This window comes from Streptomyces sp. NPDC127092, from assembly GCF_042722475.1.
Taxonomy (GTDB): domain Bacteria; phylum Actinomycetota; class Actinomycetes; order Streptomycetales; family Streptomycetaceae; genus Streptomyces.
Map to the genome: position 1 here is coordinate 98,742 of NZ_JBHXFE010000002.1, position 25,343 is coordinate 124,084.

Here is a 25,343-nt window from a genome sequence, read left to right on the forward strand (position 1 = left end):
GGCCTTGGTTCTCCCCGGTTTTTTGCACCAGGGAGAAGGACGTTTGGGAAAGGGTGGGGGGGGGCGGGGAAAAGGGGGGGGGCGTCCTGTGGTTCGGGGGGCCCCCCCGCGCCTGTCCCGTACGGGCCATCACCGTGGAGGAGGTGACGGCGTAGGCCCGGTGGGTGATCAGGCGGCGCCGTCGCGCAGGAGCAGCCGGGCCACGGTCCGGCCCGGCTGCTCCAGCTCGGTGTCCACCGCGGCGGCCCGCTCCGGACCGAGCTCGAGACCCGGCTCCCGCGCCGGCGTCCGGGCGATGTGCCGGATCCGCAGGTGGGTAGGCGGATGGGTGGAGTCGACGCAGTGACCTCGCCGTGCGGCGACGCGCCGCAGGCGCTCGTACTCGTGGGCGGGAACGCGACGGACCTCGGCCGCGACGCGCTCCCACAGGACGCCTGCCGCCTCTTCGCGCCGCCCCGCCGGTGTGTCGCGGCGGGCCGGGCCGCCGGTCCGCGTGCGGGTGGCGACGACTTCGCGGCGCAGCGCCGTCTCGGCGCTCCTCGCCGCGAGGAGCCGTTCCATCACGCCGGCCGCGGCATCGCGTCCGGCGAGACGGGCGGCGGCACCGTCGGCGAGGTACTCGGCGCGCTGCGAGTTCCGCAGGGTCGCCTGGTCCAGGAGCAGGATCAGGCCGTACACGCCCCAGCGCGGGAGCGCGGTGAGCAGGTTGGAGAACGTGTCCAGGAGGGAGCGGCCCCCGCTCGGCAGGAGCATGTACAGCCAGGTGGTGAGGGAGTTCAACGCGCTGCTGACCAGGAGGGAGTGCCGGGTGTCGCCGTGCGCGTAGTGGCCGAATTCATGCGAGGAGCGCGACCCGCTCCTGCGGGGTGAGGACGGCCCACAGGCTCATGCCGAGGTGCAGCAGACGGCGTCGTCGGATGCCGTACGCGGTGACGCCGGCGTTCATGTCCCCGTCGAGCGCCACGACGTCGACGCCCCTGGTCCCCACCGCCGCGGCGATGTCGTCGAGGAGCGCGAAGAGCTGGGGTGCGTCGGCCCTTTCGAGCAGGGGCAGTTCTGCCCGGCGCCTGTCGAGGCGTCCGAACCGGGGCCGCAGGAGGAAGGCGAGCGCGAGCAGCAGCACACCGATGACGGGCTGGGCGCCTTCCCCCCAGCCCGCGATCAGGAACCACAGGCCCAGGAAGGCGACGACGAGGGTGAGCGCGTGGACGGCCAGGGCAAGGGCCGTCGCCAGCACGCCGGCGGCGCCCGGCCTGGGCGGCGCGCCGGAACCGGACGCGGGCTCCTGCACGAGGCCGGCGAAGAGCTGCTCGCCGTACCGGTGCGCCATGGCCCGCCGCAGCCGCTCGACGCGGGCGGGTTCCGGGTCGGGACCGGGATCACCGTCGGCCGGGTCGACGTTCCAGTCGCAGGCGGCGCACCAGGTGACGAAGCGCGGGTCGACGGGGACGGGTTCGCCGCACGCGGGGCAGGCCTCCGTCGTCCGGCCTGCCGCACCTTCCGGCGGGATCGTGCCGACCGCCGCCGCCGTGGTCCCCTCCGGCGTGCTCCCCTCCGGCGTGATTCCTTCCGCCGTGGTCCCTTCCGGTATCCCGGTTCCCGTCCCCACCCCTTGTCTCCCCGCCCCTTGTCTTCCCGCCACTTGTCTCCCCACCACTTGTCCCCCCCCCTGTCTCCCCGCCCCTTGTCGCTCTGCCCCCTGTCGCTCGGCAGGCGCTGCGCGTGATCGCGCACGTTACCGGCCCGCTCCTGGTGCAAGCCACCCGCTTACCACCCTGCCCGCCGGCGGTCGACGAGCCCGGGACCTGGCACGAACGAGCCCCCGGGAGGTTTCTCCCGGGGGCTCGGCGCTGCTGTGAGCGGGGGGATCAGAAGGTGAGGTTCCAGGCGTCGATGCGGCCCGTGTCCTGGCTCGCGATGTCCTGGACGCGCAGCTTCCACGTCCCGTTGGCCGTCTCGGCGGAGGCGTTGACCGTGTAGGTCTTCAGCACGTCGTCCGCGCTGTCGCTGTTGGTGAAGTCCTCCAGCGGGTACACGGTGCCGTCCGGTGCGACGAGCGAGAGCACGAGGTCGCCGCGGTAGGTGTGCTTGATGTCGACGCCGACCTTGAGGGTCGCCGGGGCGTTGCCGGTCACGCCGGTGACGGTGATGGCGCTCTCGACGGTCGCGTTGTCCGTGATGGCGACGTCGGTGAGGTTCTCGAAGTACGGGCCGGTGGGCGGCGGGGTGGTACCGCTGACCGCCTTCAGGGCGTCGACCTGGCCCTCGCCGAAGAAGCCGTTCTTCGTCGTGGTGCCGGTGCAACGGCTGTCGGACGGGCAGGCCTTGTCGGTGGCCTGGGTGGCGAGGGCGTTACGGATGTCCGCCGGGGTGAACGTCGGGTTGGTGCTCGCGATGAGCGCGGCCACGCCGGTCACGTGCGGCGAGGCCATCGACGTACCGCTCATGGAGCCGTACTTGCCGCCGGGCAGCGTCGAGTAGACGCCGGTCGCGCCGTCGCCGCCGGGGGCGGTGATGTCGATGACGCCGTTGCCGAAGTTGGAGTACGAGGCCTTCGCGCCGCCGCTCGCCTGCGCGGAGACCGTCACGACGCCCGGGAGCTCGGTCGGGATGTCGATGCAGGCGTTGGTGATGGTGCGGGTGACGGGCGTGGAGTCGTTGGGGGACTCGCTGTCGGTCGTCTTGTTGGCCAGGTCGTAGTTCGAGTTGCCGGCCGCGGCGACCTGGAGCGAGCCCTTGGACTCGGCGTAGGCCTGGGCGCGGCGGACGCCCTCGATGATGGCGGCCTGGTCGACGTTGTCCGGGCAGTTGAACTGCCACGGGTCCGTGTAATAGCTGTTGTTGGTGACCTTGAAGCCGTGGTCACCCGCCCACATGAAGCCGCAGATCGTGTTCTCCGCGAAGAACAGGCTGCTGGTGGGCTCGGCGATGCGCACGGAGGAGATCTTCACGCCGGGGGCGACGCCGATGACGCCCTTGCCGTTCTTGGCCGCGGCGACGGTGCCGGCGACGTGCGTGCCGTGGGTGCCGACGTCACGCCAGGCGCCGGCGCGGGTGTCCGCCTTGCCGTAGGCGCAGGAGACGGAGTCGGCGGCGTTGAAGTTCGGCGCGATGTCCTGGTGCTGGTCGTCGACGCCGGTGTCCAGGACGCCGACCTTGACGGTGGCGGAGCCGGTGGTGACGGCCCAGGCCTGGTCGGCCTTGATCTGGGTCATGTCCCAGCGGTTGGACTCGGTCAGCGTCGTGGTCGCCTGCGAGGGGTTGGCGGGCAGCGCCGGGTTGTACGCGTCGGCGGGCACGTCGGAGGTACGGGTCGCGCCGACCTGCTGGACGCCGGTGACGCCGCGCATCGTGGCGGCGAAGGAGGCGGAGGTGGAGTGCGCGACGATGACGCCGATGGCGTCGTACGAGGCGAAGACGGTGCCGCCGTTGGAGGCGACGGCCGAGCGTACGGCGGTGGTGTCACCGGGCGTCGTGATGACGAGGTACGCGCGGGTGCCGGCGGCCCAGGCCGCCGTGCCGGCCGCCGAGGCGGCGGAGGTCCGGGAAGACTCGGCGGCCTTCGCGCCGGTGGTGGCCTGGGTGCGGGCGCCGGTGGCGGCCCGCCCCTCGGCCTGGGCGGTGGCCTGCGGCTCGATGCCGTTCACGGCCCGGCCGTCGGCCTGGGCGGGGGCGGCGACGGCCACGGTGGCGCCGACGACGACGGCGATCGCGACCGGGAGTCTCAGCCGACTCGATATGTGGGAAAACAATGCGTCCTCCGATGACCCGGAGGCGCGGGTGGCGCCGACCGGGCCCTGTGTTGTGTGGGGTGGACGCAAGATCCCAGGAGAGCGGAGCGGAGGAAAGGATTCTGCCCGGCATATCCCTTTCCGTTACCCATTGTTGATCTGACGGCGCGCCATGTCCGGGACCAACGAGAACGGTCGGGACATTACGGCAACCGTGCGCGGGAGCTGGGAGAACCCGCTCGGCCGGCGGTCCGTCACGGCGCGGAAGCACCGGTGGCGCCCGGGCGGATCAGGCGGGTGACGCGGCGGCCCGCCGCGCGTACACCTCGATCTCGATCTTCATGCGAGGGTCGGAGAGACCGCACATCAGCATCGTGGCGGCCGGCCGCACGTCGCCGAAACAGCGGCGCAGGACGGGCCAGCAGGGCTCGAAGTCCTCGCGGTCGGGCAGCAGGTAGCGCACCCGCACCACATCGGCGAAGGTGCATTCCGCCTCGGCCAGGGCGGCCTCGATGTTGCGCAGGCACTGCTCGGCCTGCTCCACCACGTCGTCGGAGATCGTCATGGTGGTGTAGTCGAAGCCGGTCGTCCCGGACACGTGTACCCAGTCGCCGTCCACCACGGCCCGGGCGTAGCCGATCTGTTCCTCGAAGGTCGAACCGCTGAGGATCGCACGTCTCTCTGTCATGCGCCGAACGCTAGGCGGCCCGCACCGATACGTCTAATACTCATCAGCGGATGACCTGATATCTCTGGGCGTATGGAGCGCCCCGACATCCCCCTCCCGCAGCTGCACGCCTTCGTCGTGCTCGCCGACGAACTGCACTTCGGCCACGCGGCCGCCCGCCTGGGCATCGCGCAGCCCCCGCTGAGCCAGCAGATCCGTCGCCTGGAGGACAAGGTCGGCCATGCGTTGTTCCGCCGCGAACCGGGACGCGTCACGCTCACCCCCGCCGGCCGCGAACTGCTGCCGGCCGCACGGCGGGTGCTGGGCGAGCTCGCGGACGGCCTGGCGGCTGCCCGGGCCGTGGGCAGCGGCCGGGCGGGGCGCCTGCGGATCGGCTTCTCCGCCTCCGTCGCGCTGACGGTGCTGCCCGGCCTGCTCCGCACCTTCCGGGAACGGTTCCCCGACGCCGAACTCGACATCCGCGAGATGACCACCGCGCCGCAGATCGCCGCCCTGCACGACAAGACCATCGACATCGGCCTGCTGCGCGAGCCTCCCGCGACGGAGGAGGAACTCGGCTTCAGGACCGTACTCACCGAGCCCTTCGTCGCGGTGCTGCCGGCCGCTCATCCCCTGGCTGCCCAACGGTCCGTGCGGCTGGACCAGTTGGCGGACTCCCCCTTCGTCCTGCCGCCCCACGACGTCGGACCGCAGCTGCACGACCAGATCACCGGCCTCTGTGCCGCTGCCGGCTTCACACCGCGGATCGCCCAGCGGGCGGTGGAGTGGCAGACCGTGTGCGCGCTCGTGGAGACCGGTCTCGGCGTCTCCCTGGCCCCGGCTAGCATCCGCCGCCTCCGCCTCAGGAACGTCGCCTTCCGCCGCCTCGCCCCCGGCACCGCCCGCACACGCGTCGCCGTCGCCTGGCGCAAGCACGACCCCAACCCCCTGGTCGCCCACCTCCTGACCACCGTCAGCCCCGACGCACCGGACGGGCCGTAGGCACCGTCCGGCGGTCCTGGTACGGGCGGCGAGGGCTCTGGTCGGAAGTCGGCGGCAGGAGGTCGGCAGAAGGCCGGAGGTCGGCAGCCGGCAGCCTGGGCGGTGTGCTCCGCGCTTGGTCAGGCCTTGGTCGCGCAGATCACGTCGTACGGCCTGCCGATGGCCAGGGTGAGGCGCATCGGCTCGGTGGTGCCGGAGGGGCACTGCTTCTCGTCCTTCACGAGGTCGAGCACCTTGAAGCCGCTGCCCGTCGCGGACGCGCACGGGACCTCCTGGGCCGTGTCCGTGACGCAGTCGCCCTTGACGAGCTGGCCGCCGCCGGCGCCCGCGTCACCGGGGTGGTCTCCCGAGAGGTTGCGGCCGCAGACGGTCTTGCTGGGGATGCCGCCGTTCTTGGCGCCGCCGGAACCGAAGGAGATCTTGACCTGGATGATCAGGTCAGTGCCCGCCGGGCACTGGATGGCGTCCGGCAGGATGCTGGCCTCCTTCACCTCCAGCGCCTTGAACGTGGCGCCCGAGTCGTCGCAGTCCAGGGCCCGGTAGCCGTCAGGCGCGTCCTCGGGGTCGGGGCCGCCGCAGTCCCCGACGTTCCAGGACGAGGCCTTTTCGCCCGCGGAGGACGACGAGGAGGACGAGCCGGTGTCGTCGAAGACCCTTGAGGCGCCGTAGGCCAGACCGAGGATCACCGCGAGGATCACCAGGGTCGGGAGGCAGCCTCCCTGACGGCGGCCGGATGGCGGGGTCGTACCGTGCGTGGCCATGGCGCTCCTTCCGGTCCGGGCGTGGGCCGGGCCGAGGGACGGAGGGATGGAGAAGCGGAGGGACGGAGGGACGGGGTGACCGTCGCTCGGCCATGGGGACGCGGTGCGTCCATGGCACGGTTCCGTTTCCGGTTCCGATCCGATCCCGGAGCACCTGCGGCACCGTCGGTCAGCCGTCGGTCAGCCGGTCGCCTCCGCCGCGGTCAGGGCGTCGAGTTCCTTCAGGGCGGCCGTCACCGACTCCTCGGAGGCCGGGAGCAGCGGCAGGCGCACGTCAGGGGTCGGGATGCGGCCCTGGGCGTGCAGGACGCCCTTGACGACGGCCGGGTTGGGCTCGGCGAAGAGCAGCGCGGAGAGCCGGGCGAGCCGGTGGCCGAGGGTCCGGGCCCGTGCGACGTCACCGCCGTTCCAGGCCTCGACGAGCGCCGCGAAACGGTCGGTGGCCAGGTGCGCGGAGGCGAGGATGCCGCCCGCGGCACCGAGGGCGAGCAGCGGCGAGGTGAAGACGTCGTCACCGGCCAGGACGGCGAAGCCGTCGGGCAGGTCGCCGAGGAGGGCGACGGTGTCCTGGTCGACGCCGCCGACGGCGTACTTGACTCCGACGACTCCGGGAACGGCGGCGAGCGCCCGCAGGGTGGCGGCGTCGAGCGGCCGGCCCGTGCGGTACGGGATGTGATAGACAATCAGCGGAACGGCGCTTTCCGCGGCGAGGGCCGTGAAGTGGGCGACCACGCCGTCCGGCGAAGGCCGGACGAAGGCCGGGACGATGACCAGGGCGGCGCGCACCTCGGGCCATCGGTTGAGGCCCGCGAGTTCCCGTGCGGCCTGCGCGGTGGCGCCGCTGCCCGCGCCGACGACGAGCGGCGCCCCGTGTCGCCGGCAGACCCGCGCGCAGGTGTCGACGACGGCCTCGCGCTCCTCCGGATCGAGCGCGCCGACCTCTCCGGTGGTGCCGAGCGCGACGAGTCCGGCGGCGCCGCCGTCGAGCGCGGAGTCCGCGAGCGCCTCCAGGGCGACGAGGTCGGGGCGGCCGTCGGGGCCGAACGGGGTGACGAGGGGAACGTAGATGCCGTGCGGAGTGAAGTCCTGTGCCATGCCTTCGAGACTGGCGGCAGTAAACCCATAGGTCCAGTTCGCGTTTCCGATGCGAACCGTAAGCTGTACTGATGCTCGACGTACGACGACTGCGCCTGCTGCGCGAACTGGCCCTGCGCGGCACCATCGCCGCCGTCGCCGAGGCCCTGTCCTTCACTCCCTCGGCGGTCTCGCAGCAGCTCGCGACGCTGGAGCGGGAGGCCGGCGTGTCCCTCCTCGAACGCTCGGGGCGCGGCGTACGGCTGACTCCCGCCGGCGAGAAGCTGGTGCGGCACGCGGAAGCGGTGCTCGAACGCCTGGAGCGGGCGGCGGCCGAACTCGCCGAGGCACGGCACGGTCCGGCCGGCCCGCTGCGGATCGGCGCCTTCCCCACGGCGAGCCGTGCGATCGTGCCGGAGGCGCTCGTACGACTCGCGGCGCGGCATCCGGCGCTCGAGCCGATGGTCTCCGAGACCGATCCGGCGGCGGTGGCCCACGCCCTGCGCGCGGGCGACCTGGACGTGGCGCTGATCCACGACTACGACCTGGTGCCCTCGCCCCTGGAGCCGGGGCTCGCGGCCGAGGAGTTGTGCGAGGAGGAGATGTACCTGGCGTCGGCCGCCGCCGGCCCCGACGCGCGGGACCGGGGGGACCGGCAGGACCTGCCGGGCGGTCTCGACCCGCGGGGCGCGCGGCTCGACGGGCTCGACGGTCTCGCGCGCTGGCGGGACGCGCCCTGGATCATGCCGGGGCCCGACACCCTCTGCCGTGCGGTGACCGAACAGGTCTGCAGGGCCGCCGGGTTCGTGCCGCGGGTCCGGCACCAGGTGGACGAGTTCGCGACCGTCCTGGCCTTCGTCGCCGCCGGTCAAGGCGTGGCGGTGGTCCCGCAGTTGGGCGCGGCGGACCCGCCGCCCGGGGTGTGCCTCACCGCGCTCCCGGTGATCCGCCGGACCCGGATCGCCTTCCGCAGCGGCGCGGGGCCGCACCCGGCGGTCGCCGCACTCGCCCGCGCCCTGCGGGAATCCGTACCGGCAGGGCTCGGCGGGCGGTCCGGCCCTGGTGCAGGATGATCCGCATGCGCCTGAACCGACGCCCGCAGGACAAGTACCGTTGGATCAAGGGCCCCTTGGAGGGCGTCCCCGACGGCGACCGGCGAGCGTGCGCCGACTGCGGGACGTCGATCCGCGCCTACCAGTACCGGCAGCACCCGCCTGAGTCCGACTCGTACGAGCGGTGCATCGGCTTCGCCTGGTGCCCCGCCTGCCGCCTCTTCGCCGCGAACGTGGTGTTCGTCCCGCGCAGTCGGGTGCTCGTCGACCGCCTTGCGGGCCTTCCCGCCGAGCGGCGGGAGGCGCTGCTGCGCAAGGAGGCCGAACTGGTCGCCCATCTCGACCGGAACTGGCACCGCTAGTGCCGGAGGGCAGTGGGTCAGGAAGGCAGTAGGTCAGGAGGGCAGTAGGTCAGGACGGCAGAGGCCAGGGTCACTGGCCCACACGGCCGTCGATACGCTCCCTCAGCAGGTCCGCGTGGCCGCAGTGCCGCGCATACTCCGCGATCTGGGCCACCACGATGTCGCGGAGCTGCGCCTCCCCGGCGGGCCTGGCGCCGAGGTCGGCGAAGCCGGCGAGGAACCGGTCGGTCAGCTCGCACTCGGCGCGCCACCGGCTCCACGCCTCCGCCACCACCTCCGGGTCGGCGACCGCACCGTTCCAGTCGGCGTCCCGGTCCTCGGCCGTGCGGTAGATCCGCGGCAGGTCCTCGCCGGCCATGCGGCGAAGGTGCCGCTCGTCCTCCGCCAGGTGACGCAGCAGACCGAGCAGGGACATCGTGGACGGCGGCACCGAGCGCCGGGCCATCTGCTCCGCGTCCAGGCCCGCGCACTTCATCTCGAAGGTGAGCCGGAAGTAGCGCAGGCCGTCGGCCAGCGTGCCGCGTTCGCCGACGATCTCGTCCTCGGTCTCGCGCGGGTCGTCGTCCGGGTCGACCCACATGTCGGGTTCCACGACCGACGGCGTCCAACGGGTCACGTCTGCTGCTTCGGTGCGCTCGGTTGCGTCCATGCGCGCATCCTCGCGGGCCACGCCCTCGTACGCCATCGGATATCGAAGGCAGGGCGAGGCACGACGAGATCAGACGGTCAGAGGAGGTGAGAGGAGATCGGAGGAGGTCAGGGGAAGTTCAGAGGAGGTCGGGTGCGGCGAACAGTTCCTCGACCCAGTACGCGCTCGCCTCGTGGCAGTCCGCGGCCGGCGTGCCGGGGAAGAGGCGGAACCACGAAACGGCGCGCGACAGCGCGGCGAGCCTGACGGCGAGGGTCGCGGCGCGGCGCAGCTGCGGGAGCGGCACGCCCAGGTCGGTCCACGGCTCCAGGTACGCGTCCCGGACGGCGGTCACGGTCTCGGGGCCGTACCGTTCGCGGACGTCCCGCGCGGGCACGAGGAGGCTGGCGAAGGGATGCGCGACGGCCGCGTCGCCCCAGTCGAAGAAGGTGAAGCGGCCCGCGCCGGGGGTGAGGACCTGGCCGTCGTGCAGGTCGCAGTGGTCGAGCGAGTCGGGGACGCCGATCGCGTCGAGTTCCTGGCACCAGTCGAGCAGGAGCGGACGGCGGGCGCGCAGGGAGTCCCGGGTCTCGGGCGCGAGGGTCGGGTTGGTTCCGACGAGGCCGTCGAAGATCTCCGGCAGGTGCCGGGTCCGGGCGCTGGGCACGCCGAGTTCCGTCATGCGGTCGGCGTACGGGGTGAGGGCGCGCTGCATGCGCGCGTACTGCCCGACCGCCGTGAGCCAGTCCCCCAGGTCCGCGTCGCCGCGGTCGAGCATGCCGCGGAGGAGCGGGCCGCCGTCCGGCAGGAGGCACCAGCCGCGCTCCGCGTCGACCGCGAGCGGCGCCATGACGTGTTCGGGAATCCAGTCTGCGAGCGCCCCGCCGAGGGCGGCCTCGAAACCGGCGGCCGGGGCGCTCGCCTTGAACCAGACGGCGTCACGGTCGGCTGGGCCGGTGCGGAAGCGGACGAGGATCGACCAGGGCCGGACCCGCACCTCGCGGGGCCCGGTCTCCCGCAGGCCGTGGCGGGCAAGCCCTCGCTCCGCCCAGCCCAGCGCGGCCTCGCGCCAGTCGGGCTCCTCCCAGGGCGTGACCGCGTCCTCGAAACGGCCACGGTCGACCGTCGTCACCGGCCCGGCCTGGTGATCGGTCCGGGTCCTGGCCTGGTGATCGGTCCGGGTCCCGGCCCCCGTCTTGACCTCGGCCCCGGCCCGGGTCTCGGCCCCGGTCCGGGTCTTGGCCTCGGCCGAGGTCCGTGTCTCGGTCCCGATCTCGGTACCGGCCTGGCTCTGGGTGTCGCTCTCGGCCCCGGCGCCGCGCTCGGCCCCGATCTCGGTCCTGGTGTCGGTCTCGGCCTCACTCCGCATCCGGTGATTGCACCACCGGGAGCGGCGCGGTCGCACGCGAATTTAGGCCGACGGCCGGCTCGGGGCCGTACCGCGCGGGGTCAGTCGCGCTCGCGCTGGGCCGCGCGGGCCTCCTTCTCCGCCCGCATCTCCTTGATGCGGACGTTCTCCTTGCGGACGTCGGCCTGGGTGGCGCGCTCCTTCTGGAGCCACTCCGGGTTCTCGGCCTTCAGCGCCTCGATCTGCTCGGTGGTGAGGGCGTCGGTGACGCCGCCGCGGGCGAGGCCGGAGATGGAGACGCCCAGCTTGGCCGCCACGACGGGGCGCGGGTGCGGGCCGTTGCGGCGCAGCTCGCGCAGCCACTCCGGCGGGTCGGTCTGGAGGGCGTTCAGCTCGGCGCGGGAGACGGAACCCTCGCGGAAATCGGCGGGGGTGGCGTCGAGGTAGACGCCCAGCTTCTTCGCCGCGGTGGCGGGCTTCATGGACTGGGCGTTCTGGTGCTGCGTCATGCTGACAAGAATATCGGGCGGGCACGCGGTCGCCGACCACGACCGGTAATCTGGCCTGGTGACAGGCTCGGAAGCACCCCTCTCCCCCGCCCCCGACCACGACTCCGACCACGACCCCGCGGCCGCTGCGGATCCCGCCCCCGGCCTCGGTTCGGCGCCCGCGGTGGCGCCGTCGCCGTCGTTCCGGCTGGCGTACGTGCCCGGCGTGACGCCCGGCAAGTGGGTGCGGATCTGGAACGAGCGGCATCCCGACGTGCCGCTCGTGCTGACCCAGGTGACGGCGACGGACGCGGAGGCGACGCTGCGGGAGCACGGCGCCGACGCCGCCCTGCTGCGCCTGCCCGTGGACCGTACGGTGTTCAGCGCCATCCCCCTGTACACCGAGACGACCGTGGTCGTGTGCCCCAAGGACCACCTGGTGGCGGCCGCCGACGAGGTGACCGTCGACGACATCGCGGACGAGATCGTGCTGCATCCGCTCGACGACACCCTGGACTGGGAGCGCCCGCCGGGGCAGCCCGCGTTCGAGCGGCCCGCGACGACGGCGGACGCGATCGAACTGGTGGCGGCCGGGATCGGGCTGCTGATCGTGCCGCAGTCGCTGGCCCGCCTCCACCACCGCAGGGACCTGACCTATCGGACGATCACGGACACGCCGCAGTCGCAGGTCGCGCTGTCCTGGCCGGAGGAGGCCACCACCGATCTGGTGGAGGACTTCATCGGGATCGTGCGCGGGCGGACGGTGAACAGTTCGCGGGGGCGGAGGCCCGACGAGAAGGCGTCGAAGGAAGCGAAGGCCGACCGGGCCGGGAAGCCGCAGAGCCGGCAGCAGAGCCAGCAGCCCCGGCAAGGCCCGAAGCAGGGGCAGAAGCAGGGGCAGAAGGCCGGCCAGAAGCGGCAGGCCGCCGGCGGCGGCTCGCGCAGGGCCGGCGGCGGCGCACCCAAGAGCTCGCGCTCCGGTGGCGCCGGGAAGCCGCGCCGCCGCGGCTGAGGGGTTGCCCGAGACCGGAGCGAGATCATCCGGCGAGCCGGGCCGGCGACGCCGCGACCGGCGGCGGCGCGACCGGCGGCGGCGCGACCGACGGCACCCTGACCGGCGGCAGCGTGACCGGCGGCACCGTGACCGACGGCGGTGTGTACGGCGCACCGCCGGTCCCGCGACCCCGGTGCCTCAGGCGGAGTCGCGGCGTACCAGCTCGGTCGGAAGGATCACCGTCGCCGGTTCCTCGCCCGCTATCCGGGCGAGGAGGGTGCGGACCATCTCGGCGCTGATGCGGTCCCAGGGCTGGCGGATGGTGGTGAGCGCGGGGCGCGACGAGAGGGCGGCCGGGGAGTCGTCGAAGCCGCCGACGGCGACGTCGTCCGGCACGCGCCGGCCGGCCCGGTCCAGGGTGTCGAGGACGGCCAGGGCCATCAGGTCGGAGGCGACGAAGACGGCGTCGAGGTCCGGGGCCCGGTCGAGGAGCTGTCGGGCGGCCGCCTCTCCTCCGGCGCGGCTGTAGTCGCCGGTGGCGACCAGGGCCTCGTCGTAGGGAAGTCCGCACTCGGCGAGGGTCTCGCGGTAGCCGGCGAGGCGCTCCACGCCGCCGGGGGTGTCGAGCGGGCCGGTGACGGTGGCGATCCGGCGGCGTCCGGTCCCGTAGAGGTGGCGCACCATGTCACGGGCTCCGTCGCGGTCGTCGGCGGCGACGTAACCGATCTTCGCGGTCTGGCCGAGCGGTTTGCCGCAGGCGACGACGGGGACGCCGGCGCTGTTGAGGTGGTCGACGAGCGGGTCGCCGGAGTGGCTGGAGACCAACAGGACGCCGTCGACGTGGCCGGCCTCGATGTAGCGGAGGTTGCGGCGGCGTTCGTCCTCGGTGCCCGCGATCATCAGCAGCAGGGGGATGTCGCGGGCGGCGAGCGCCTGGGTGCAGCCGCGCAGCAGGACGTTGAAGTTGGGGTCCTCGAAGAACCGTTCCTGGGGTTCGGTGAGCAGGAAGGCCACCGAGTCCGACTTTCCGGTGATCAGCGAGCGGGCGTGCCGGTTGACGACGTATCCGGTCCTGCGGATGGCGGCGTCGACGGCGGCCTTGGCCGCGGGGCTGACGTAGTGGCCCCCGTTGAGGACGCGGGAGACGGTGCCGCGTGAGACGCCGGCCTCGCGCGCCACGTCGTGGATGGTCGCGGGGCGACGCCTGCTCGCTGCTGGGCTCATGGTGTGCGTTTCTCCTCGTTCCCCTGTGCGTCAGGACTTTACGGCGCCGGAGAGCAGATCGAGGCTCCAGAAGCGCTGGATGACCAGGAAGAGCGCGATGAGCGGGACGACCGCGAGGAGCGCTCCGGTGATCACCAGGGTGTAGAGGGCGGGTTGGCTGGCGCCCTGCATGAGCAGGGTGAACAGGCCTACGGTCATGGGGAACTTCTCGTCGTTGCCGAGCATGATGTACGGCAGCAGGAAGTTGTTCCAGATGGCCACGAACTGGAACAGGAAGATCGTGACGAGGCCGGGGGACATCATCGGTGCGGCGATGCGCAGGAAGATGCGCGCTTCGCCGGCGCCGTCCATGCGGGCGGCCTCGACGAGTTCCATGGGGATGGCGGCCTCGGCGTAGACACGGCCGAGGTAGACGCCGTACGGGGAGAGGATCAGCGGCAGCAGGACGGAGAGGTACGTGTCCGTCAGGTCGGCCTCGGCCATCAGGAGGTACTGCGGGATGGCGAGGATGACGGGCGGCATCAGGACGCCCGTGAGGATCACGTTGAAGAAGAGCTCGCGGCCGCGGAAGCGGTAGACGGCGAGGGCGTAGCCCGCGAGGGCGGACACGACCGTCGACAGGAGGGCACCGAGGCCCGCGTAGAGGACGGAGTTGCCCATCCAGCGCCAGTAGATGCCGTCGCGGTACGCATGGAGGTCGGCGAGGTTGTCGCCGAGGCCGTCGCCGGGCAGGAACGTGAAGGTGGAGAAGAGGTCGGAGCCCGACTTGGTGGCGGCGACCAGGACCCAGGCCACGGGCAGCAGGCAGTAGAGCGCGCCGAGGACGAGGGCGGCGGTCGGCAGCAGGGCGGTGCGGCGGGGGCGTGGCGGGCCCTGGGAGGTGCCGGGGGTGGTGCCGGCGGCCGGGGCCGCCTTGCGCGACGCCGTGGGGGCGGTGAGCCCGCTCATCGGGGTGCTCCTTGCGTGGTGCTGCGGTTCGAGGCCCGCAGGAGGGCGAAGGACAGCAGGAACGTGACGAGGGCGAGGATCACGGCGGTGGCCGAGGCGGCGTAGATGTTCCCGCCGGTGAAGGCGTCGCTGAACACCTTCATGAGGGGGCTCCAGGAGGAGGGGATGCCGTTGGTGAGCGGCCTGAGGGTCATGGGCTCGTTGAAGACCTGGAGGGTCGCGATCACCGAGAAGAAGAAGGTGAGGACGAGGGAGGGCGCCACCATCGGGATCTTGATGCGCAGGGCGATCTGCAGCTCGGAACAGCCGTCCAGCCGGGCCGCCTCGAAGACCTCGGCGGGCAGGGAGCGCAGCGCCGTGTAGATGACGATCATGTTGAAGCCGGTGCCGCCCCAGACCGCGATGTTCGCCATGGACCCGTAGAGCAGGCCGCCGTCCATCAGGTCGGGCTCGGGAAGGCCGATGGCGCGCAGGAGGTAGTGGAAGGGGCTGACGGCGGGGAGGTAGAGGAAGCCCCACAGCAGGGCGGCGATCACTCCGGGCACGGCGTACGGGAGGAAGATCGCGAGCCGCCCGAAGGCGCGGGCGCGGACGCGCTCGGAGTCGAGCAGGAGCGCGAAGAACAGGGCGAGGCCGAGCATGACGGGGACCACGACGAGGCCGTAGCCGAGGACGCGGGCGGCGCTGTGGAGGAGTTCGGGGTCGGTGAGGGCGGCGGTGTAGTTGCCGAGGCCGGCCCAGACCTCCTGTTTGGCGCCCTTGCCGAGTCCGAGCCCCTTGACCTGGGCCTTGTGGAGGCTGAGCCAGATCGCGTAGCCGATGGGCAGCGCGAAGAAGAGGGCGAAGAGGAGCGCGGCCGGGAGGACGAAGAGGTAGGGGGCGCTGCGCGCTCGTCCGCGGGCGGTCGTGGGCGACGGCTGGGCGTACGGGGCCGTCCGGGCCCCGTACGACCCGCGTGCGCCCTGGTGGGGCTTGCTCACCGGGCGACCTCGAAGCCCTGCTTCTTCAGGTCGGCGACCGTCAGGTCCTGCATGGCGGTGAGGGCCTTGTCGAAGCCGGACTTGGCCTTGGCGGCCTTGCCGAACTCGTCCTTGAAGGCGCCGTAGGCCACGTTGACGTTGGGTCCCCAGGCGGCGGGGGCGGTGGTCTTGGCGATCTCGGCGGCCCGGGTGAAGAAGTCGGGCTGGTTCGCGAAGAACTCCGGCGGGTTGGCGAGCGCGGGGCCGCTCTGGGCGGCGGAGGCGGCCGGGTAGATGCCGGCCTCCTTGACCAGTGCGGTCAGGGCCTTGGGGTCGGTGTTCAGCCAGGTGGCGAACTTGGCCGCGGCCGCCTTGTGCTTCGAGTCGGTGGTGACGGCGGTGGTGGAGCCGCCCCAGCTGCCGGTGGAGGGCTTGGCGGTGTCCCACTGGGGCAGCGGGGCCATGGCCCACTTCCCCTTGGTGTCGGGGGCGGCGGTGGTGAGGGTGCCGGGGGCCCAGACGGCGCTGACCCAGGCGATCTGCTCGCCGGTGTTGAGGGCCTTGTTCCAGGCGGGCGTGTACATGGGCTGGTTGTCGATGGCGCCGTCCCTGACGAGCCCGCCCCAGAAGTCGGCGACCTTCCTGGTGGCGGCGTCGTCGATGCCGACCTTCCACTTCTGGCCCTCGGTGGTCCACCACGTGGCGCCGGCCTGCTGCGCGAGGCCGGCGAAGAGACCGGCGTCGTTGGCGGAGAAGGTGGTGAGGGACTTCTCCGGGGCCTTGGCCTTGAGCGCCTTGGCGGTGGCGGCGAACTCGTCCCAGGTGGTGGGGACCGTGAGGCCGTACTTCTCGAAGAGGTCGGTCCGGTAGAAGAACATCAGCGGGCCGGAGTCCTGCGGGACGGCGTAGACGGCGTCGGAACCGAGGGTGGTCTGCTGCCAGAGGCCGGGGGCGAACTTGTCCTTGGCGCCGGAGACCTCCTTCGATATGTCGGCCAGGGCGTCGTTGCTGACGAGGGTCGGCAGGGCCTGGAACTCGGCCTGGACGAGGTCGGGGGCCTGGTGGGCCTTGGCGGCCGTGATGATCTTGGTGACCAGGTCGTCGCCGGAGGCCTGCTTCTGCACCGTGACCTTGATCTCCGGGTGCTCGGCGTTCCAGATCGCGGCCACCTTCTCCATGTTGGGCGCCCAGGACCAGTAGGTGAGCGAGACGGGGCCGGACTCGGCCTCGGCCTCGTCGCCGGAGCCACAGGCGGTGAGGGTGGTGGCGCCGAGGACGACGGCGGTCGTGACGGCGGTGGCGGCGAGAACGCGGCGGCGCAGCGCGTGGGGCATGGGGTGCTTCTCCCTGACCGAAAGGGGCCTTCCGCGGAGGGCGGGAAGGCCGGCCATGCATCTGTGAGCGTTCACAGTAGAGAAACGTTCCGGACACTTGTCAATGGTTGATCGTGTGCGGTTATGTTGCGTTGCGACATCGAGACCCCGCTGTGTGCACGTTCACAGAGGAGTCCTCTCACCGATGTAAGTTCAGACCCCGACGTTCCAGGAGACACGCATGCCGCCGACCGCCCCCAAGGGCCTGCACCGGCTCGCTTTCGGCGGGGACTACAACCCCGAACAGTGGCCGGAAAGCGTCTGGCACGAGGATGTGCGGCTGATGCGCGAGGCCGGCGTGACCATGGTCAGCGTCGGCATCTTCTCCTGGGCGCTCCTCGAACCCGAGCCGGGCCGCTACGACTTCGCGTGGCTGGACCGCATCCTCGGCCTCCTCCACGACAACGGGGTCCGGGTCGACCTGGGCACGCCCACCGTGGTGCCGCCCGCGTGGTTCTACCGGGCCCACCCGGAGGCCCTGCCGGTCACCCGCGAGGGCGTGCGCCACTCCTACGGCTCGCGCGGGGCGATCTGCCACAGCTCCCCCGCCTACCGGGAGGCGGCCGCCCGCATCACCACCGCGCTCGCCGCCCGCTACGCCGACCACCCGGCGCTCGCCCTCTGGCACGTCCACAACGAGTACGGCGTGCCCGTCAGCGCCTGCTACTGCGAGACCTGCGCGGCCGGGTTCCGGCGCTGGCTCGCGGAGACGTACGGATCGGTCGACGCCGTCAACGAGGCATGGGGCACCGCGTTCTGGGGCCAGGTCTACACCTCGTACGAGCAGATCGACCCGCCCCGGCTGACCCCGACCGTCGGCAACCCGGCCCAGCAGCTCGACTACCGGCGCTTCGCCGACGCCACGATCCGGGAGAACTTCCGCTCCGAGCGGAACATCCTCCACCGGCTGTCCCCCGGCATCCCCGTCACCACCAACTTCATGACGGCGCTCAGCCAGTGCGACAGCCTCGACTACTGGGCCTGGGGCCGCGAGGTGGACCTCGTCACCAACGACCACTACCTCATCACCGACGGCCGCCGCACCCACGTCAACCTCGCCATGGCCGCGGACCTCACGCGGTCGGTCGCGGGCGGCGCACCCTGGCTGCTGCTCGAACACTCCACCAGCGGCGTCAACTGGCAGCCCCGCAATCCCGCCAAGCGCCCCGGCGAGATGGCCCGCAACTCCCTCGGACACGTCGCCCGCGGCTCCGACGGCGCGATGTTCTTCCAGTGGCGGCAGTCGCGGCGCGGCGCCGAGAAGTTCCACTCCGCGATGCTCCCGCACGGCGGAACCGACACCCGCGTGTGGCGCGAGGTGGTCCGGCTCGGCGCCGACCTGGAGGCCCTGGAGGCCGTACGGGGCACCCGCACCGTGCCCGACGTGGCGATGCTGTGGGACTGGCAGTCCTGGTGGGCGCAGTCCCTCGAGTGGCGGCCGAGCGAGGACCTCGACGCGCGGGAGCGGGCCGACAGCTACTACGAGGCGCTCTACGACCGGCACCTGACCGTCGACTTCGCCCACCCCGAGTCCGACCTGTCCGCCTATCCGCTGGTCGTCGTGCCCGCGCTCTACCTCGCGACCGAGGCCGCCGGGCAGAACCTGCGCGAGTACGTCGAGAACGGCGGCACCCTCGTCGTCTCCTGCTTCTCCGGCATCGTCGACGAGCACGACGCCGTCCACGAGGGCGGCTACCCGGGCGTCCTCCGGGACGTGCTCGGCGTCGCCGTGGAGGAGTGGTCGCCGCTGCTCGCCGGTGAGCGCGTGGGCCTCACCGGGCCGGGCGGGGCGTCGCTGTCGGGCGACGTGTGGACCGAGTTCGTCGTACCGCGCGGCGCCGAGACGGTGTGGACGTACGCCGACGGCCCCGCCGCGGGCGGCCCCGCGGTGACCCGGCACCGTCTGGGGCGCGGCACCGCCTGGTACGTCTCCACCCGTCCGGACGCGGCGGCCCTCGACCACATCCTGGCCGCGGCCTGCGAGGACGCCGGTGTCGCGACGCGGCCCCTGCCACGGGACGTGGAGGTCGTCCGCCGCGCCGGCGAGGAGGGCCGCTTCCTCTTCGCGCTCAACCACTCCGCCGAGGACGCGAAGGTGCCGCTGGAGGGACCGGGCACCGAGCTCCTGTCCGGCACGCCGGTCGCCGGTCACGTCGCCGTGCCGGCCGGCGCGGTCCGGGTCGTCCGGCTGGACGGCTAGGCCGTTTCTTTCGGACCCGGCCAAGATCCGGAAGAGACGGCCTGGGTCCTGACCCGGAAGCGACGGCCTGGGCCTCTCGCCTGGCCGCGCCTCCCTCCTCCCCCTGATCTCCCCGGGGGCGGCCGCTCACCGCGCCGCCCCCGGGTGAGCCGTACCACCGCACGTCCATCCCCATCCTTCAACGTCGAAGGGACTCGACGATGCACGCCGTACCCCGCACGACCCTGCGAGCCGCCGCCGTGACCGCCGTGCTCGGCGGCCTGCTGCTCGCGCCGCTGCCCGCCCAGGAGGCGCGGGCCGCGAGCACGCTCGCCAACGCCGGCTTCGAGGCCGACGGAACCGGCACCGCGACGCCCGCCGGCTGGTCGACGTACTCGGCCGCCGGGCAGAACTCCGCGTCGTACACCGAGGCGGGCGGCCACAGCGGGGGCTACCGGCTCGCGCACTGGTCGTCCTCCGCGTACAAGGTGGAGACGTACCAGTACCTGACCGGGCTCACCGACGGCGGCTACACGCTCAGCGCGTGGGTGCGCTCCAGCGGCGGCCAGAACGCGGCGTACCTCGCGCTGCGGAACTGCGGCTCGGCCGAGCAGCGGACCGCGCTGCCGCCCACACCGAACGGTGCGTGGATACGGATCGTCACCCCGGTGGTGGTGAGCGGCGGCGCGTGCACGGTGAGCGTGAACTCCGACGCCAACGCGGGCAACTGGATCAACGTGGACGACCTGACCCTGACCCGGGGCACGGCCGGTCTGCCGGTCAAGGGCGTCGACGTGTCGTCGCTGAAGAAGAGCGAGGACCTCGGCGGGACCTACCGCACGAGCGCCGGCACCAACGGGGACGCCCTGGCGATCCTGAAGGCCTCGGGCGCCAACTACGCGCGTCTGAAGGTGTGGGTGAACCCGGCCGACGGCTACAACGACAAGGCCCGGGTCCTCACGATGGCCAAGCGGATCAAGGCCCAGGGCATGAAGCTGCTGGTCGACTTCCACTACTCCGACGTCTGGGCCGACCCGGGCGCCCAGACCAAGCCCGCCGCCTGGTCGGGGCACTCGTACGCGCAGCTGAGGACGGACGTGTACGACCACACGTACGACGTGCTCAACGCCCTGAAGGCACAGGGCACCACGGCCGACATGGTGCAGATCGGCAACGAGATCAACACCGGGATGCTGTGGCCCGAGGGGTCGACGTCCAACTGGTCGCAGCTCGCCGGGCTGCTGAAGTCGGGTGCGTCGGCCGCGAAGGCGGTGTCCTCGACGACGCAGGTGGCACTGCACCTGGCGCACGGCGGCGACAACGCGCTCTACCGGACGTGGTTCGACAACGCCACGGCCCAGGGCGTGTCCTTCGACGTGATCGCGCTGTCGTTCTACGGCTACTGGCACGGCCCGCTGTCGGCTCTCCAGACCAATCTGGACGACATTTCCGCCCGGTACGGAAAGAAGGTGCTCGTCGTGGAGACGGCGTACCCGTTCCGCCTGGACAGCAAGGACCCGCACGAGAACATCATCGACACCACCGCCGAGCTCGTGTCCGGCTACGCGGCGAGCAGCGCGGGGCAGTCGGCGTGGCTGCGGGACGTCATGAGCGTGGTCGAGGCCGTGCCGGGCGGGCGGGGGCTCGGGGTCGTGTACTGGGAGCCGACGTGGACGGCGGTCTCCGGGAACGGCTGGGATCCGGCCGATCCCGCCTCGGGCAACGGCTGGGAGAACCAGGCGCTGTTCGGCTACGACGACAGGCTCCTCCCGGCGGCCGGCCTGCTCGGGCACCGCTGACGCTCCGGTGGCCCTGCCGGGCCGCGGCCCGGCTGCTCACCGCGTACGGTCCGGCGCTTCGGGCGTCGAGCGCCGGACCGGCGCGTCAGGCGTCGAGCGGGAGACCGGTGTAGTTCTCGGCGAGTTCGGCGGCGGCGTGCGGGGAGCCGGCGATCCGGTCGAGCTGGGACTGCTGCAGCCTGGTGTCGAAGGGCGACTGGGCCGGGTCGGTGTGCAGGGTGGTGGTCATGAAGTACGAGAAGTGCTCGGCCCGCCAGACCCGGCGCAGGCAGGTGTCGGAGTAGGCGTCGAGGAGCTCGGTGGAGCCGGTTTTCGCGTGGTGGGCGAAGGCCCGGGCGAGGACGATGACGTCGGCGGCGGCCAGGTTGAGGCCCTTCGCCCCGGTCGGCGGCACGATGTGCGCCGCGTCCCCGGCGAGGAAGACCCGGCCGTGGCGCATGGGCTCGGTGACGGAGCTGCGCATGGGCAGGACGGACTTCTGGGTGACGGTGCCGCGGGTGAGGCGCCAGCCGGGGTCGGCGGTCAGGGAGAGGCGGGCGTCGAGTTCGTCCCAGACGCGCTCGTCGGGCCAGTCGGCCGGGTCGGTGCCGTTCGGGACCTGGAGGTAGAGGCGGCTGACGGACGGTGAGCGCATGCTGGCGAGGGCGAAGCCGCGCTCGGAGTGGGCGTAGATCAGCTCGTCGTAGACCGGCGGGGCCTCGGCGAGGATGCCGAGCCAGGAGTAGGGGTAGGTGCGCTCGAAGGTGCGCCGCTCGGTCTCGGGGACGGCGTGCCGGGTGACGCCGTGGTAGCCGTCGCAGCCGACGACGTAGTCGCAGGTGAGTATCCGCTCGCGGCCCCCGTGGGTGTAGCGGACGAGGGGGCGGTCGGTGTCGGCGCCCTCGACGGCGGTGGCCTCGGCCTCGAAGTGCAGCGGGCCGCCCTCGGCGAGCTGGAGGGCGACCAGGTCCTTGACGACCTCGGTCTGGGCGTAGACCCAGACGCGCCGGCCGCCGGTGAGGGCGGGGAAGTCGAGACGGGTGGCGCGTCCCGCGTGGCGCAGCTCGATGCCGTCGTGCGGGAGTCCCTCGGCGTCGAGGCGGGCGCCCGCGCCGGCGGCGCGGAGGGCGTCGACGGTGGCCTGCTCGAGGATGCCGGCCCGCTGGCGCCGTTCGACGTAGGCGCGGTCGCGGCTCTCCAGGACGACGCTGTCGATGCCCGCCTGGTGCAGGAGGCGGGCCAGGAGCAGGCCGGAGGGGCCTCCGCCGATGATGCCGACGGTGGTGTGCATGGGGTCTCCTCGTCGCGTCGGACGTCAGGTCTGCGTGCGGGTCCGTTCACCATCACCTGCCCGCTTGTTCGCATAGTGAAGACAACTTCACTATGCTGGGAGTCTGGTCGTGGGCGGGTCGCCCTGTCAACGGGCTGCCGCGCCCTGCCCGCGGCGTGTTCACTACGGTGGACCGAAGATCCACGACGGAGAGCCGATGCCATCCACCGAAGACACGACCACCGAGGCGCCGCCGGAGGCGGTGACCCCCCTGCTGCGCGGGGTCGGCGTGCTCCGCCGGCTCACCGACGCCGGCGGGCGGATGCCGGTCGGCGAACTGGAGCGGGCCACCGGGCTCGCGCGGTCGACGGTGGACCGGGTCACCGGGACGCTGGCCCGCATGGGGTACGTGCGGATCGAGGGGCGCGACGTGCTGCTCGCACCACGGCTGCTGGAGCTCGGCAACGCCTACCTGGCCTCCGTACGGCTGCCCGACCTCCTGGGCGTACGGGCGGACGCGCTCGCCGACGAGCTGGACGAGTCGGTGTCGCTCGCCGTCCCGGACGGCGACGGGATCCGCTTCGTGCACCAGGCGACCCGGCGGCGCGCGATGTCGGTGAGCTTCCGCATCGGCGACCTGCTGCCCGCCGAACGCACGGCGCCGGGCGCGCTGTTCGCCTCCGAGTGGGACGCGGCCGCGTGGGCGGCGTGGCGCGAGCGGCGGGCCGCCGATCCGCAGGGCCGGGGCTTTCCCGTCGCGCCGTCGCGCGCGGCGGGCGCCGTGGACTTCGAGGAGCGGGCCGCCGGGGCGGGGGCGCGCGGCTGGGCCGCGGACGACCAGCTGGTCGAGGCCGGACTCGTCGCGCTCGCCGTGCCGGTGCGCGGCGTCGACGGGCGGATCGCGTGCGCGCTGAGCGCCGTGAGCCACACCAGTCGGCACGACGCGGCCTCGCTGCGCGAGGCACTGCTGCCCCGGCTGCGCGCGGCGGCCGCCGAGATGGAACGCGTCCTGCGGGAGGCACCGGCGACGGCTCCGGCCGCGCCCAGCGGGCTCGCCGCGTGGACCGGCGCGTCCAAGCAGGAACTGGGCCGGGAGTTCGTGGAGTCGCTGGCGCGCGGGCTCACGGTGCTCACGGCCTTCGGTGAGGGCCGCGCGGCACTGCCGCTGACGGCGGTCGCCGAGGCGACGGGTCTGGCCCGGGCCACGGCACGGCGGGCGCTGATCACCCTGGAACACCTCGGCTGCGTGGCGGTGGACGGCCGGGAGTTCCGGCTCACGCCCCGGGTCCTCTCCCTGGGCTTCGCGCCGCTGTCGCGGACCACGCTGACCCGGATCGCCCAGCCGCACCTCGCCGACCTGGCCGAGCGGGTCCGCGAGTCCACCTCGCTGGCCGTGCTGGTCGGCGGGGAGGTGCAGTACACCGGCCGGGTCGAGACCAGCCGCATCATGAACGTCCACATCACCATCGGCACCCGTTTCCCCGCGTACGCGACCTCCATGGGCCGCGTCCTGCTCGCCGACCTGCCGGCCGGGGAGCGCACGGCCCGTCTCGACGCCTCCGAACCGCGCGCCCTCACCCCGTACACGGTGACGGACCGCGCCGAGCTCGACGCCCTCCTCGACCGGGTGGGGCGCGACGGGTACGCGCTGGTCGACGAGGAGCTGGAGGAGGGGCTGCGGTCGATCGCGATGCCGGTCCGCGACCGCGCGGGCCGGGCCGTCGCCGCCGTCAACGTGGCCCTCCACGCCAGCCGCAGATCCGCCGAGGAGTGCGTGCGCGAGGTCCTGCCGGAACTGGCCGCCGCGATCACCGGCATCGAGGCGGACCTGCACGTCACGGAGCGCTTCGCGCGGGTTCCGGCGTACTAGGGCCGGTCGGGCCGGCTCAGGGCGCGGGCCCGGGCCGTCACTCCGGCCCGGCAGGGCGGGCGTCGGCGGACTCGCCCCGCCGCAGGGCGTCCTGGGCCGCGAGCGCGGCGTGGAGCGTCAGGAGGTCGCCGCCCCGGGCGGCGTCGAGGCCAGTGAGGTCCGCCGCCTTGCGCAGGCGGTAGTCCACGGTGTTCCGATGGACCTGGAGCCGGGCGGCCGCCTGCCGCCGGTCGAGGTCGCAGGCGAGGAACGTGCGCAGGGTGCCGAGCAGTTCGGGGCGCTCGTCCAGGGGGCCGAGCAGGGCGGCGAGCCGGTCCCTGGCGGGGCCGGGACGGCTCAGCTGGTATTCGAGCAGCACGTCGTCGAGCAGGTAGAGGCCGGGCGGGCGGCCCGACGCCTCGGCCACCTCCCGTATCTCACCGGCGAGCCCGGCCGCTTCCGCGACGTCCTCCGGCGCGGCGACGGCCGCTGCCACGAGCAGGTCGGCGCCGGTCATCCGGCCGAACTGCGCGACCAGCCATGCGAGCCGTTCGCGGTCCGCCGCGCCGAAGTCGGCGGCCGGCTTCTCGTACGGGACGAGCACCAGTCCGCCGTCGCCCGAGAGCACGGACAACGGGACGCCGGTCGTGTGGCGTTGCAGCTCGTTGCGCAAGCGCCGGAGCTTGCGGCGCACCACGACCGGCCGGTTCACGCCGGGCAGCAGCTCGTCCGGGTGGGGACCCATGGCGAGGCTCAGCACGAGGTAGCAGGGCGGCAGGTGGATGCCGGCGCGGTCGGCCGCGGCCTGCGGGCTGCCGCCTTCGAGGAGACGGGACAGCAGGGACTGCAGGGCGACCTGTTCGTCGCCGAGCGCCGACTGCCGCTCCTGCACGTAGCCCGCGGCGACGGCGCAGCTCACCTGCCGCAGGAAGCCGAAGAGGCGGCGCTGGACCCGCAGCACGTCGGCGTGGTCCACGGGGTCGGCGGTCGAGAGGACCTGGGCGGCGCACTCCTCGGCGCCGACGTGGTAGGCGCCGACGACGGACTCGATCGGTACGCCCTCGTCGGCGCGCCGTGCCGCCGACTCCCGGATCGCGGCCTGCTCGTCCTCTCCCAACGGCTCGCCGGTGCGCAGCATTTCGGCGAAGGCCGTGATGCCGCGTGCCACCTGCTTGACGATCTCGCCGCGCAACTGCTCGGAGGGCAGCGTGCGGTACGCCGGCACCTGCTCGACGAGCCGGAGCAGCACCGCGGACTCCAGGGCCCCCGCGGCGGACAGCAGCCGGCTGTGCACGGGCATGCCCCCGATCTGCGGCACCGAGCCGCCGTTCCCCCCGTTGGACGCGGTCACAATCCACCTCGCGAATCTCTGTCGTACGCACCGGAGACGCGGTACCGCAGGCCATCCATGATGGTCTGCGAGCCACCGCTACTCGTTGGTAACACACCGAGCCCGCCCATCCATCCCCCCTGCCGGGAATCGAGGGAGCCATGTCCAAGCCCGTTCGTTCGATCGCCGTGGCCGTCGCCGCCGCCGCGTCCCTCGCCTCCGCTCCGGCGGCCGTCGCCGCGGAGACCGAAAAACCCCCAGCGACAGCCACGAACACGACCCCACCCGCCGCAAAATTCTCCCCCTCCCACCGCAGCACACCCCCG

At 72.9% G+C, this 25,343-nt stretch carries 22 protein-coding genes; 7 read left to right on the plus strand and 15 right to left on the minus strand.

What is annotated here, in order from left to right:
* Positions 1–168 precede the first annotated feature (168 nt).
* From ACFWJO_RS02070 to ACFWJO_RS02085, 4 genes are all read right to left on the minus strand, one after another.
* A complete protein-coding gene (locus ACFWJO_RS02070; protein ID WP_386863093.1) occupies positions 169–795 on the minus strand; it encodes a hypothetical protein in 627 nt (208 codons plus the stop codon).
* Positions 796–835: 40 nt separating this feature from the next.
* Complete coding sequence (locus ACFWJO_RS02075) at positions 836–1,609, minus strand: M48 family metallopeptidase (RefSeq protein WP_386862907.1); 774 nt, start codon at positions 1,607–1,609, stop codon at positions 836–838.
* Between the two features lie 259 nt (positions 1,610–1,868).
* Positions 1,869–3,752, minus strand: a complete 1,884-nt coding sequence (locus ACFWJO_RS02080) for a S8 family serine peptidase (protein WP_386862908.1) — start codon at positions 3,750–3,752, stop codon at positions 1,869–1,871.
* Positions 3,753–4,020: 268 nt separating this feature from the next.
* The gene (locus tag ACFWJO_RS02085; RefSeq protein ID WP_386862909.1) at positions 4,021–4,419 is read right to left on the minus strand and encodes a RidA family protein; all 399 of its coding nucleotides are present in this window, start codon (positions 4,417–4,419) and stop codon (positions 4,021–4,023) included.
* A gap of 72 nt (positions 4,420–4,491) precedes the next feature.
* Between ACFWJO_RS02085 and ACFWJO_RS02090 the strand changes: the two genes are divergently transcribed.
* Entirely contained in the window at positions 4,492–5,400 is a 909-nt protein-coding gene (locus ACFWJO_RS02090; RefSeq protein ID WP_386862910.1) for a LysR family transcriptional regulator, read from the plus strand.
* Between the two features lie 119 nt (positions 5,401–5,519).
* Here the strand turns inward: ACFWJO_RS02090 and ACFWJO_RS02095 are convergent, their stop codons facing one another.
* Together ACFWJO_RS02095 and ACFWJO_RS02100 are read right to left on the minus strand one after the other, a co-directional pair.
* Positions 5,520–6,161, minus strand: coding sequence for a hypothetical protein (locus tag ACFWJO_RS02095; protein ID WP_386862911.1), 642 nt, complete (start codon positions 6,159–6,161; stop codon positions 5,520–5,522).
* Between the two features lie 180 nt (positions 6,162–6,341).
* Entirely contained in the window at positions 6,342–7,256 is a 915-nt protein-coding gene (locus tag ACFWJO_RS02100) for a 4-hydroxy-tetrahydrodipicolinate synthase family protein (protein WP_386862912.1), read from the minus strand.
* A 71-nt stretch (positions 7,257–7,327) separates the two neighbouring features.
* Here ACFWJO_RS02100 and ACFWJO_RS02105 point away from each other — a divergent pair, with 71 nt between their 5' ends.
* Positions 7,328–8,308 (plus strand): LysR family transcriptional regulator, encoded by a 981-nt coding sequence (locus tag ACFWJO_RS02105; RefSeq protein WP_386862913.1) that lies wholly within the window; start codon positions 7,328–7,330, stop codon positions 8,306–8,308.
* A 5-nt stretch (positions 8,309–8,313) separates the two neighbouring features.
* Positions 8,314–8,649, plus strand: a complete 336-nt coding sequence (locus ACFWJO_RS02110; protein WP_386862914.1) for a hypothetical protein — start codon at positions 8,314–8,316, stop codon at positions 8,647–8,649.
* Between the two features lie 70 nt (positions 8,650–8,719).
* Here the strand turns inward: ACFWJO_RS02110 and ACFWJO_RS02115 are convergent, their stop codons facing one another.
* The 3 genes from ACFWJO_RS02115 to ACFWJO_RS02125 form a co-directional block, all read right to left on the minus strand.
* Positions 8,720–9,298 carry a DinB family protein gene (locus ACFWJO_RS02115; protein WP_386862915.1) on the minus strand — a complete coding sequence of 193 codons (579 nt, stop codon included), beginning with the start codon at positions 9,296–9,298 and terminating at the stop codon, positions 8,720–8,722.
* Between the two features lie 118 nt (positions 9,299–9,416).
* Positions 9,417–10,646 carry an aminoglycoside phosphotransferase family protein gene (locus ACFWJO_RS02120; RefSeq protein ID WP_386862916.1) on the minus strand — a complete coding sequence of 410 codons (1,230 nt, stop codon included), beginning with the start codon at positions 10,644–10,646 and terminating at the stop codon, positions 9,417–9,419.
* Positions 10,647–10,726: 80 nt separating this feature from the next.
* Entirely contained in the window at positions 10,727–11,134 is a 408-nt protein-coding gene (locus ACFWJO_RS02125; RefSeq protein WP_386862917.1) for a DUF5997 family protein, read from the minus strand.
* 163 nt (positions 11,135–11,297) lie between these two features.
* Here ACFWJO_RS02125 and ACFWJO_RS02130 point away from each other — a divergent pair, with 163 nt between their 5' ends.
* Positions 11,298–12,125, plus strand: coding sequence for a LysR family transcriptional regulator substrate-binding protein (locus ACFWJO_RS02130; RefSeq protein WP_386863094.1), 828 nt, complete (start codon positions 11,298–11,300; stop codon positions 12,123–12,125).
* 180 nt (positions 12,126–12,305) lie between these two features.
* Here ACFWJO_RS02130 and ACFWJO_RS02135 read toward each other — a convergent pair whose 3' ends face one another.
* The 4 genes from ACFWJO_RS02135 to ACFWJO_RS02150 are packed head-to-tail and all read right to left on the minus strand — an operon-like array spanning position 12,306 to position 16,572.
* Positions 12,306–13,331 carry a LacI family DNA-binding transcriptional regulator gene (locus tag ACFWJO_RS02135; protein WP_386862918.1) on the minus strand — a complete coding sequence of 342 codons (1,026 nt, stop codon included), beginning with the start codon at positions 13,329–13,331 and terminating at the stop codon, positions 12,306–12,308.
* Positions 13,332–13,361: 30 nt separating this feature from the next.
* Positions 13,362–14,279 carry a carbohydrate ABC transporter permease gene (locus tag ACFWJO_RS02140; protein WP_386862919.1) on the minus strand — a complete coding sequence of 306 codons (918 nt, stop codon included), beginning with the start codon at positions 14,277–14,279 and terminating at the stop codon, positions 13,362–13,364.
* Entirely contained in the window at positions 14,276–15,259 is a 984-nt protein-coding gene (locus ACFWJO_RS02145; protein ID WP_386862920.1) for a carbohydrate ABC transporter permease, read from the minus strand. Before ACFWJO_RS02145 ends, ACFWJO_RS02140 begins: the two co-directional genes overlap by 4 nt.
* Positions 15,256–16,572 carry an ABC transporter substrate-binding protein gene (locus ACFWJO_RS02150; RefSeq protein WP_386862921.1) on the minus strand — a complete coding sequence of 439 codons (1,317 nt, stop codon included), beginning with the start codon at positions 16,570–16,572 and terminating at the stop codon, positions 15,256–15,258. The genes ACFWJO_RS02145 and ACFWJO_RS02150 overlap by 4 nt, the downstream gene beginning before the upstream one ends.
* A gap of 220 nt (positions 16,573–16,792) precedes the next feature.
* On the opposite strand from ACFWJO_RS02150, the gene ACFWJO_RS02155 reads away from it, so the two are divergent.
* Positions 16,793–18,811, plus strand: a complete 2,019-nt coding sequence (locus ACFWJO_RS02155; RefSeq protein WP_386862922.1) for a beta-galactosidase — start codon at positions 16,793–16,795, stop codon at positions 18,809–18,811.
* 200 nt (positions 18,812–19,011) lie between these two features.
* On the plus strand, positions 19,012–20,589 hold the full coding sequence (locus ACFWJO_RS02160) for an arabinogalactan endo-beta-1,4-galactanase (RefSeq protein WP_386862923.1): 1,578 nt from the start codon (positions 19,012–19,014) through the stop codon (positions 20,587–20,589).
* A gap of 85 nt (positions 20,590–20,674) precedes the next feature.
* Here ACFWJO_RS02160 and ACFWJO_RS02165 read toward each other — a convergent pair whose 3' ends face one another.
* A complete protein-coding gene (locus ACFWJO_RS02165; protein WP_386862924.1) occupies positions 20,675–21,859 on the minus strand; it encodes a 4-hydroxybenzoate 3-monooxygenase in 1,185 nt (394 codons plus the stop codon).
* Between the two features lie 196 nt (positions 21,860–22,055).
* On the opposite strand from ACFWJO_RS02165, the gene ACFWJO_RS02170 reads away from it, so the two are divergent.
* Positions 22,056–23,708 carry an IclR family transcriptional regulator C-terminal domain-containing protein gene (locus ACFWJO_RS02170; RefSeq protein WP_386862925.1) on the plus strand — a complete coding sequence of 551 codons (1,653 nt, stop codon included), beginning with the start codon at positions 22,056–22,058 and terminating at the stop codon, positions 23,706–23,708.
* A 37-nt stretch (positions 23,709–23,745) separates the two neighbouring features.
* Here the strand turns inward: ACFWJO_RS02170 and ACFWJO_RS02175 are convergent, their stop codons facing one another.
* A complete protein-coding gene (locus ACFWJO_RS02175; protein WP_386862926.1) occupies positions 23,746–24,987 on the minus strand; it encodes a PucR family transcriptional regulator in 1,242 nt (413 codons plus the stop codon).
* Between the last annotated feature and the right edge of the window lie 356 nt (positions 24,988–25,343).

Bases quoted from the DNA above. Each gene is read 5' to 3' on its own strand.
- ACFWJO_RS02090 (WP_386862910.1), top strand. From the start codon at position 4,492: ATGGAGCGCCCCGACATCCCCCTCCCGCAGCTGCACGCCTTCGTCGTG.
- ACFWJO_RS02085 (WP_386862909.1), bottom strand. From the start codon at position 4,419: ATGACAGAGAGACGTGCGATCCTCAGCGGTTCGACCTTCGAGGAACAG.
- ACFWJO_RS02150 (WP_386862921.1), bottom strand. From the start codon at position 16,572: ATGCCCCACGCGCTGCGCCGCCGCGTTCTCGCCGCCACCGCCGTCACG.
- ACFWJO_RS02135 (WP_386862918.1), bottom strand. From the start codon at position 13,331: ATGAGCCCAGCAGCGAGCAGGCGTCGCCCCGCGACCATCCACGACGTG.
- ACFWJO_RS02095 (WP_386862911.1), bottom strand. From the start codon at position 6,161: ATGGCCACGCACGGTACGACCCCGCCATCCGGCCGCCGTCAGGGAGGC.
- ACFWJO_RS02125 (WP_386862917.1), bottom strand. From the start codon at position 11,134: ATGACGCAGCACCAGAACGCCCAGTCCATGAAGCCCGCCACCGCGGCG.
- ACFWJO_RS02140 (WP_386862919.1), bottom strand. From the start codon at position 14,279: ATGAGCGGGCTCACCGCCCCCACGGCGTCGCGCAAGGCGGCCCCGGCC.
- ACFWJO_RS02155 (WP_386862922.1), top strand. From the start codon at position 16,793: ATGCCGCCGACCGCCCCCAAGGGCCTGCACCGGCTCGCTTTCGGCGGG.
- ACFWJO_RS02110 (WP_386862914.1), top strand. From the start codon at position 8,314: ATGCGCCTGAACCGACGCCCGCAGGACAAGTACCGTTGGATCAAGGGC.
- ACFWJO_RS02120 (WP_386862916.1), bottom strand. From the start codon at position 10,646: ATGCGGAGTGAGGCCGAGACCGACACCAGGACCGAGATCGGGGCCGAG.
- ACFWJO_RS02175 (WP_386862926.1), bottom strand. From the start codon at position 24,987: ATGCCCGTGCACAGCCGGCTGCTGTCCGCCGCGGGGGCCCTGGAGTCC.
- ACFWJO_RS02100 (WP_386862912.1), bottom strand. From the start codon at position 7,256: ATGGCACAGGACTTCACTCCGCACGGCATCTACGTTCCCCTCGTCACC.
- ACFWJO_RS02115 (WP_386862915.1), bottom strand. From the start codon at position 9,298: ATGGACGCAACCGAGCGCACCGAAGCAGCAGACGTGACCCGTTGGACG.
- ACFWJO_RS02105 (WP_386862913.1), top strand. From the start codon at position 7,328: ATGCTCGACGTACGACGACTGCGCCTGCTGCGCGAACTGGCCCTGCGC.
- ACFWJO_RS02170 (WP_386862925.1), top strand. From the start codon at position 22,056: ATGCCATCCACCGAAGACACGACCACCGAGGCGCCGCCGGAGGCGGTG.
- ACFWJO_RS02160 (WP_386862923.1), top strand. From the start codon at position 19,012: ATGCACGCCGTACCCCGCACGACCCTGCGAGCCGCCGCCGTGACCGCC.
- ACFWJO_RS02165 (WP_386862924.1), bottom strand. From the start codon at position 21,859: ATGCACACCACCGTCGGCATCATCGGCGGAGGCCCCTCCGGCCTGCTC.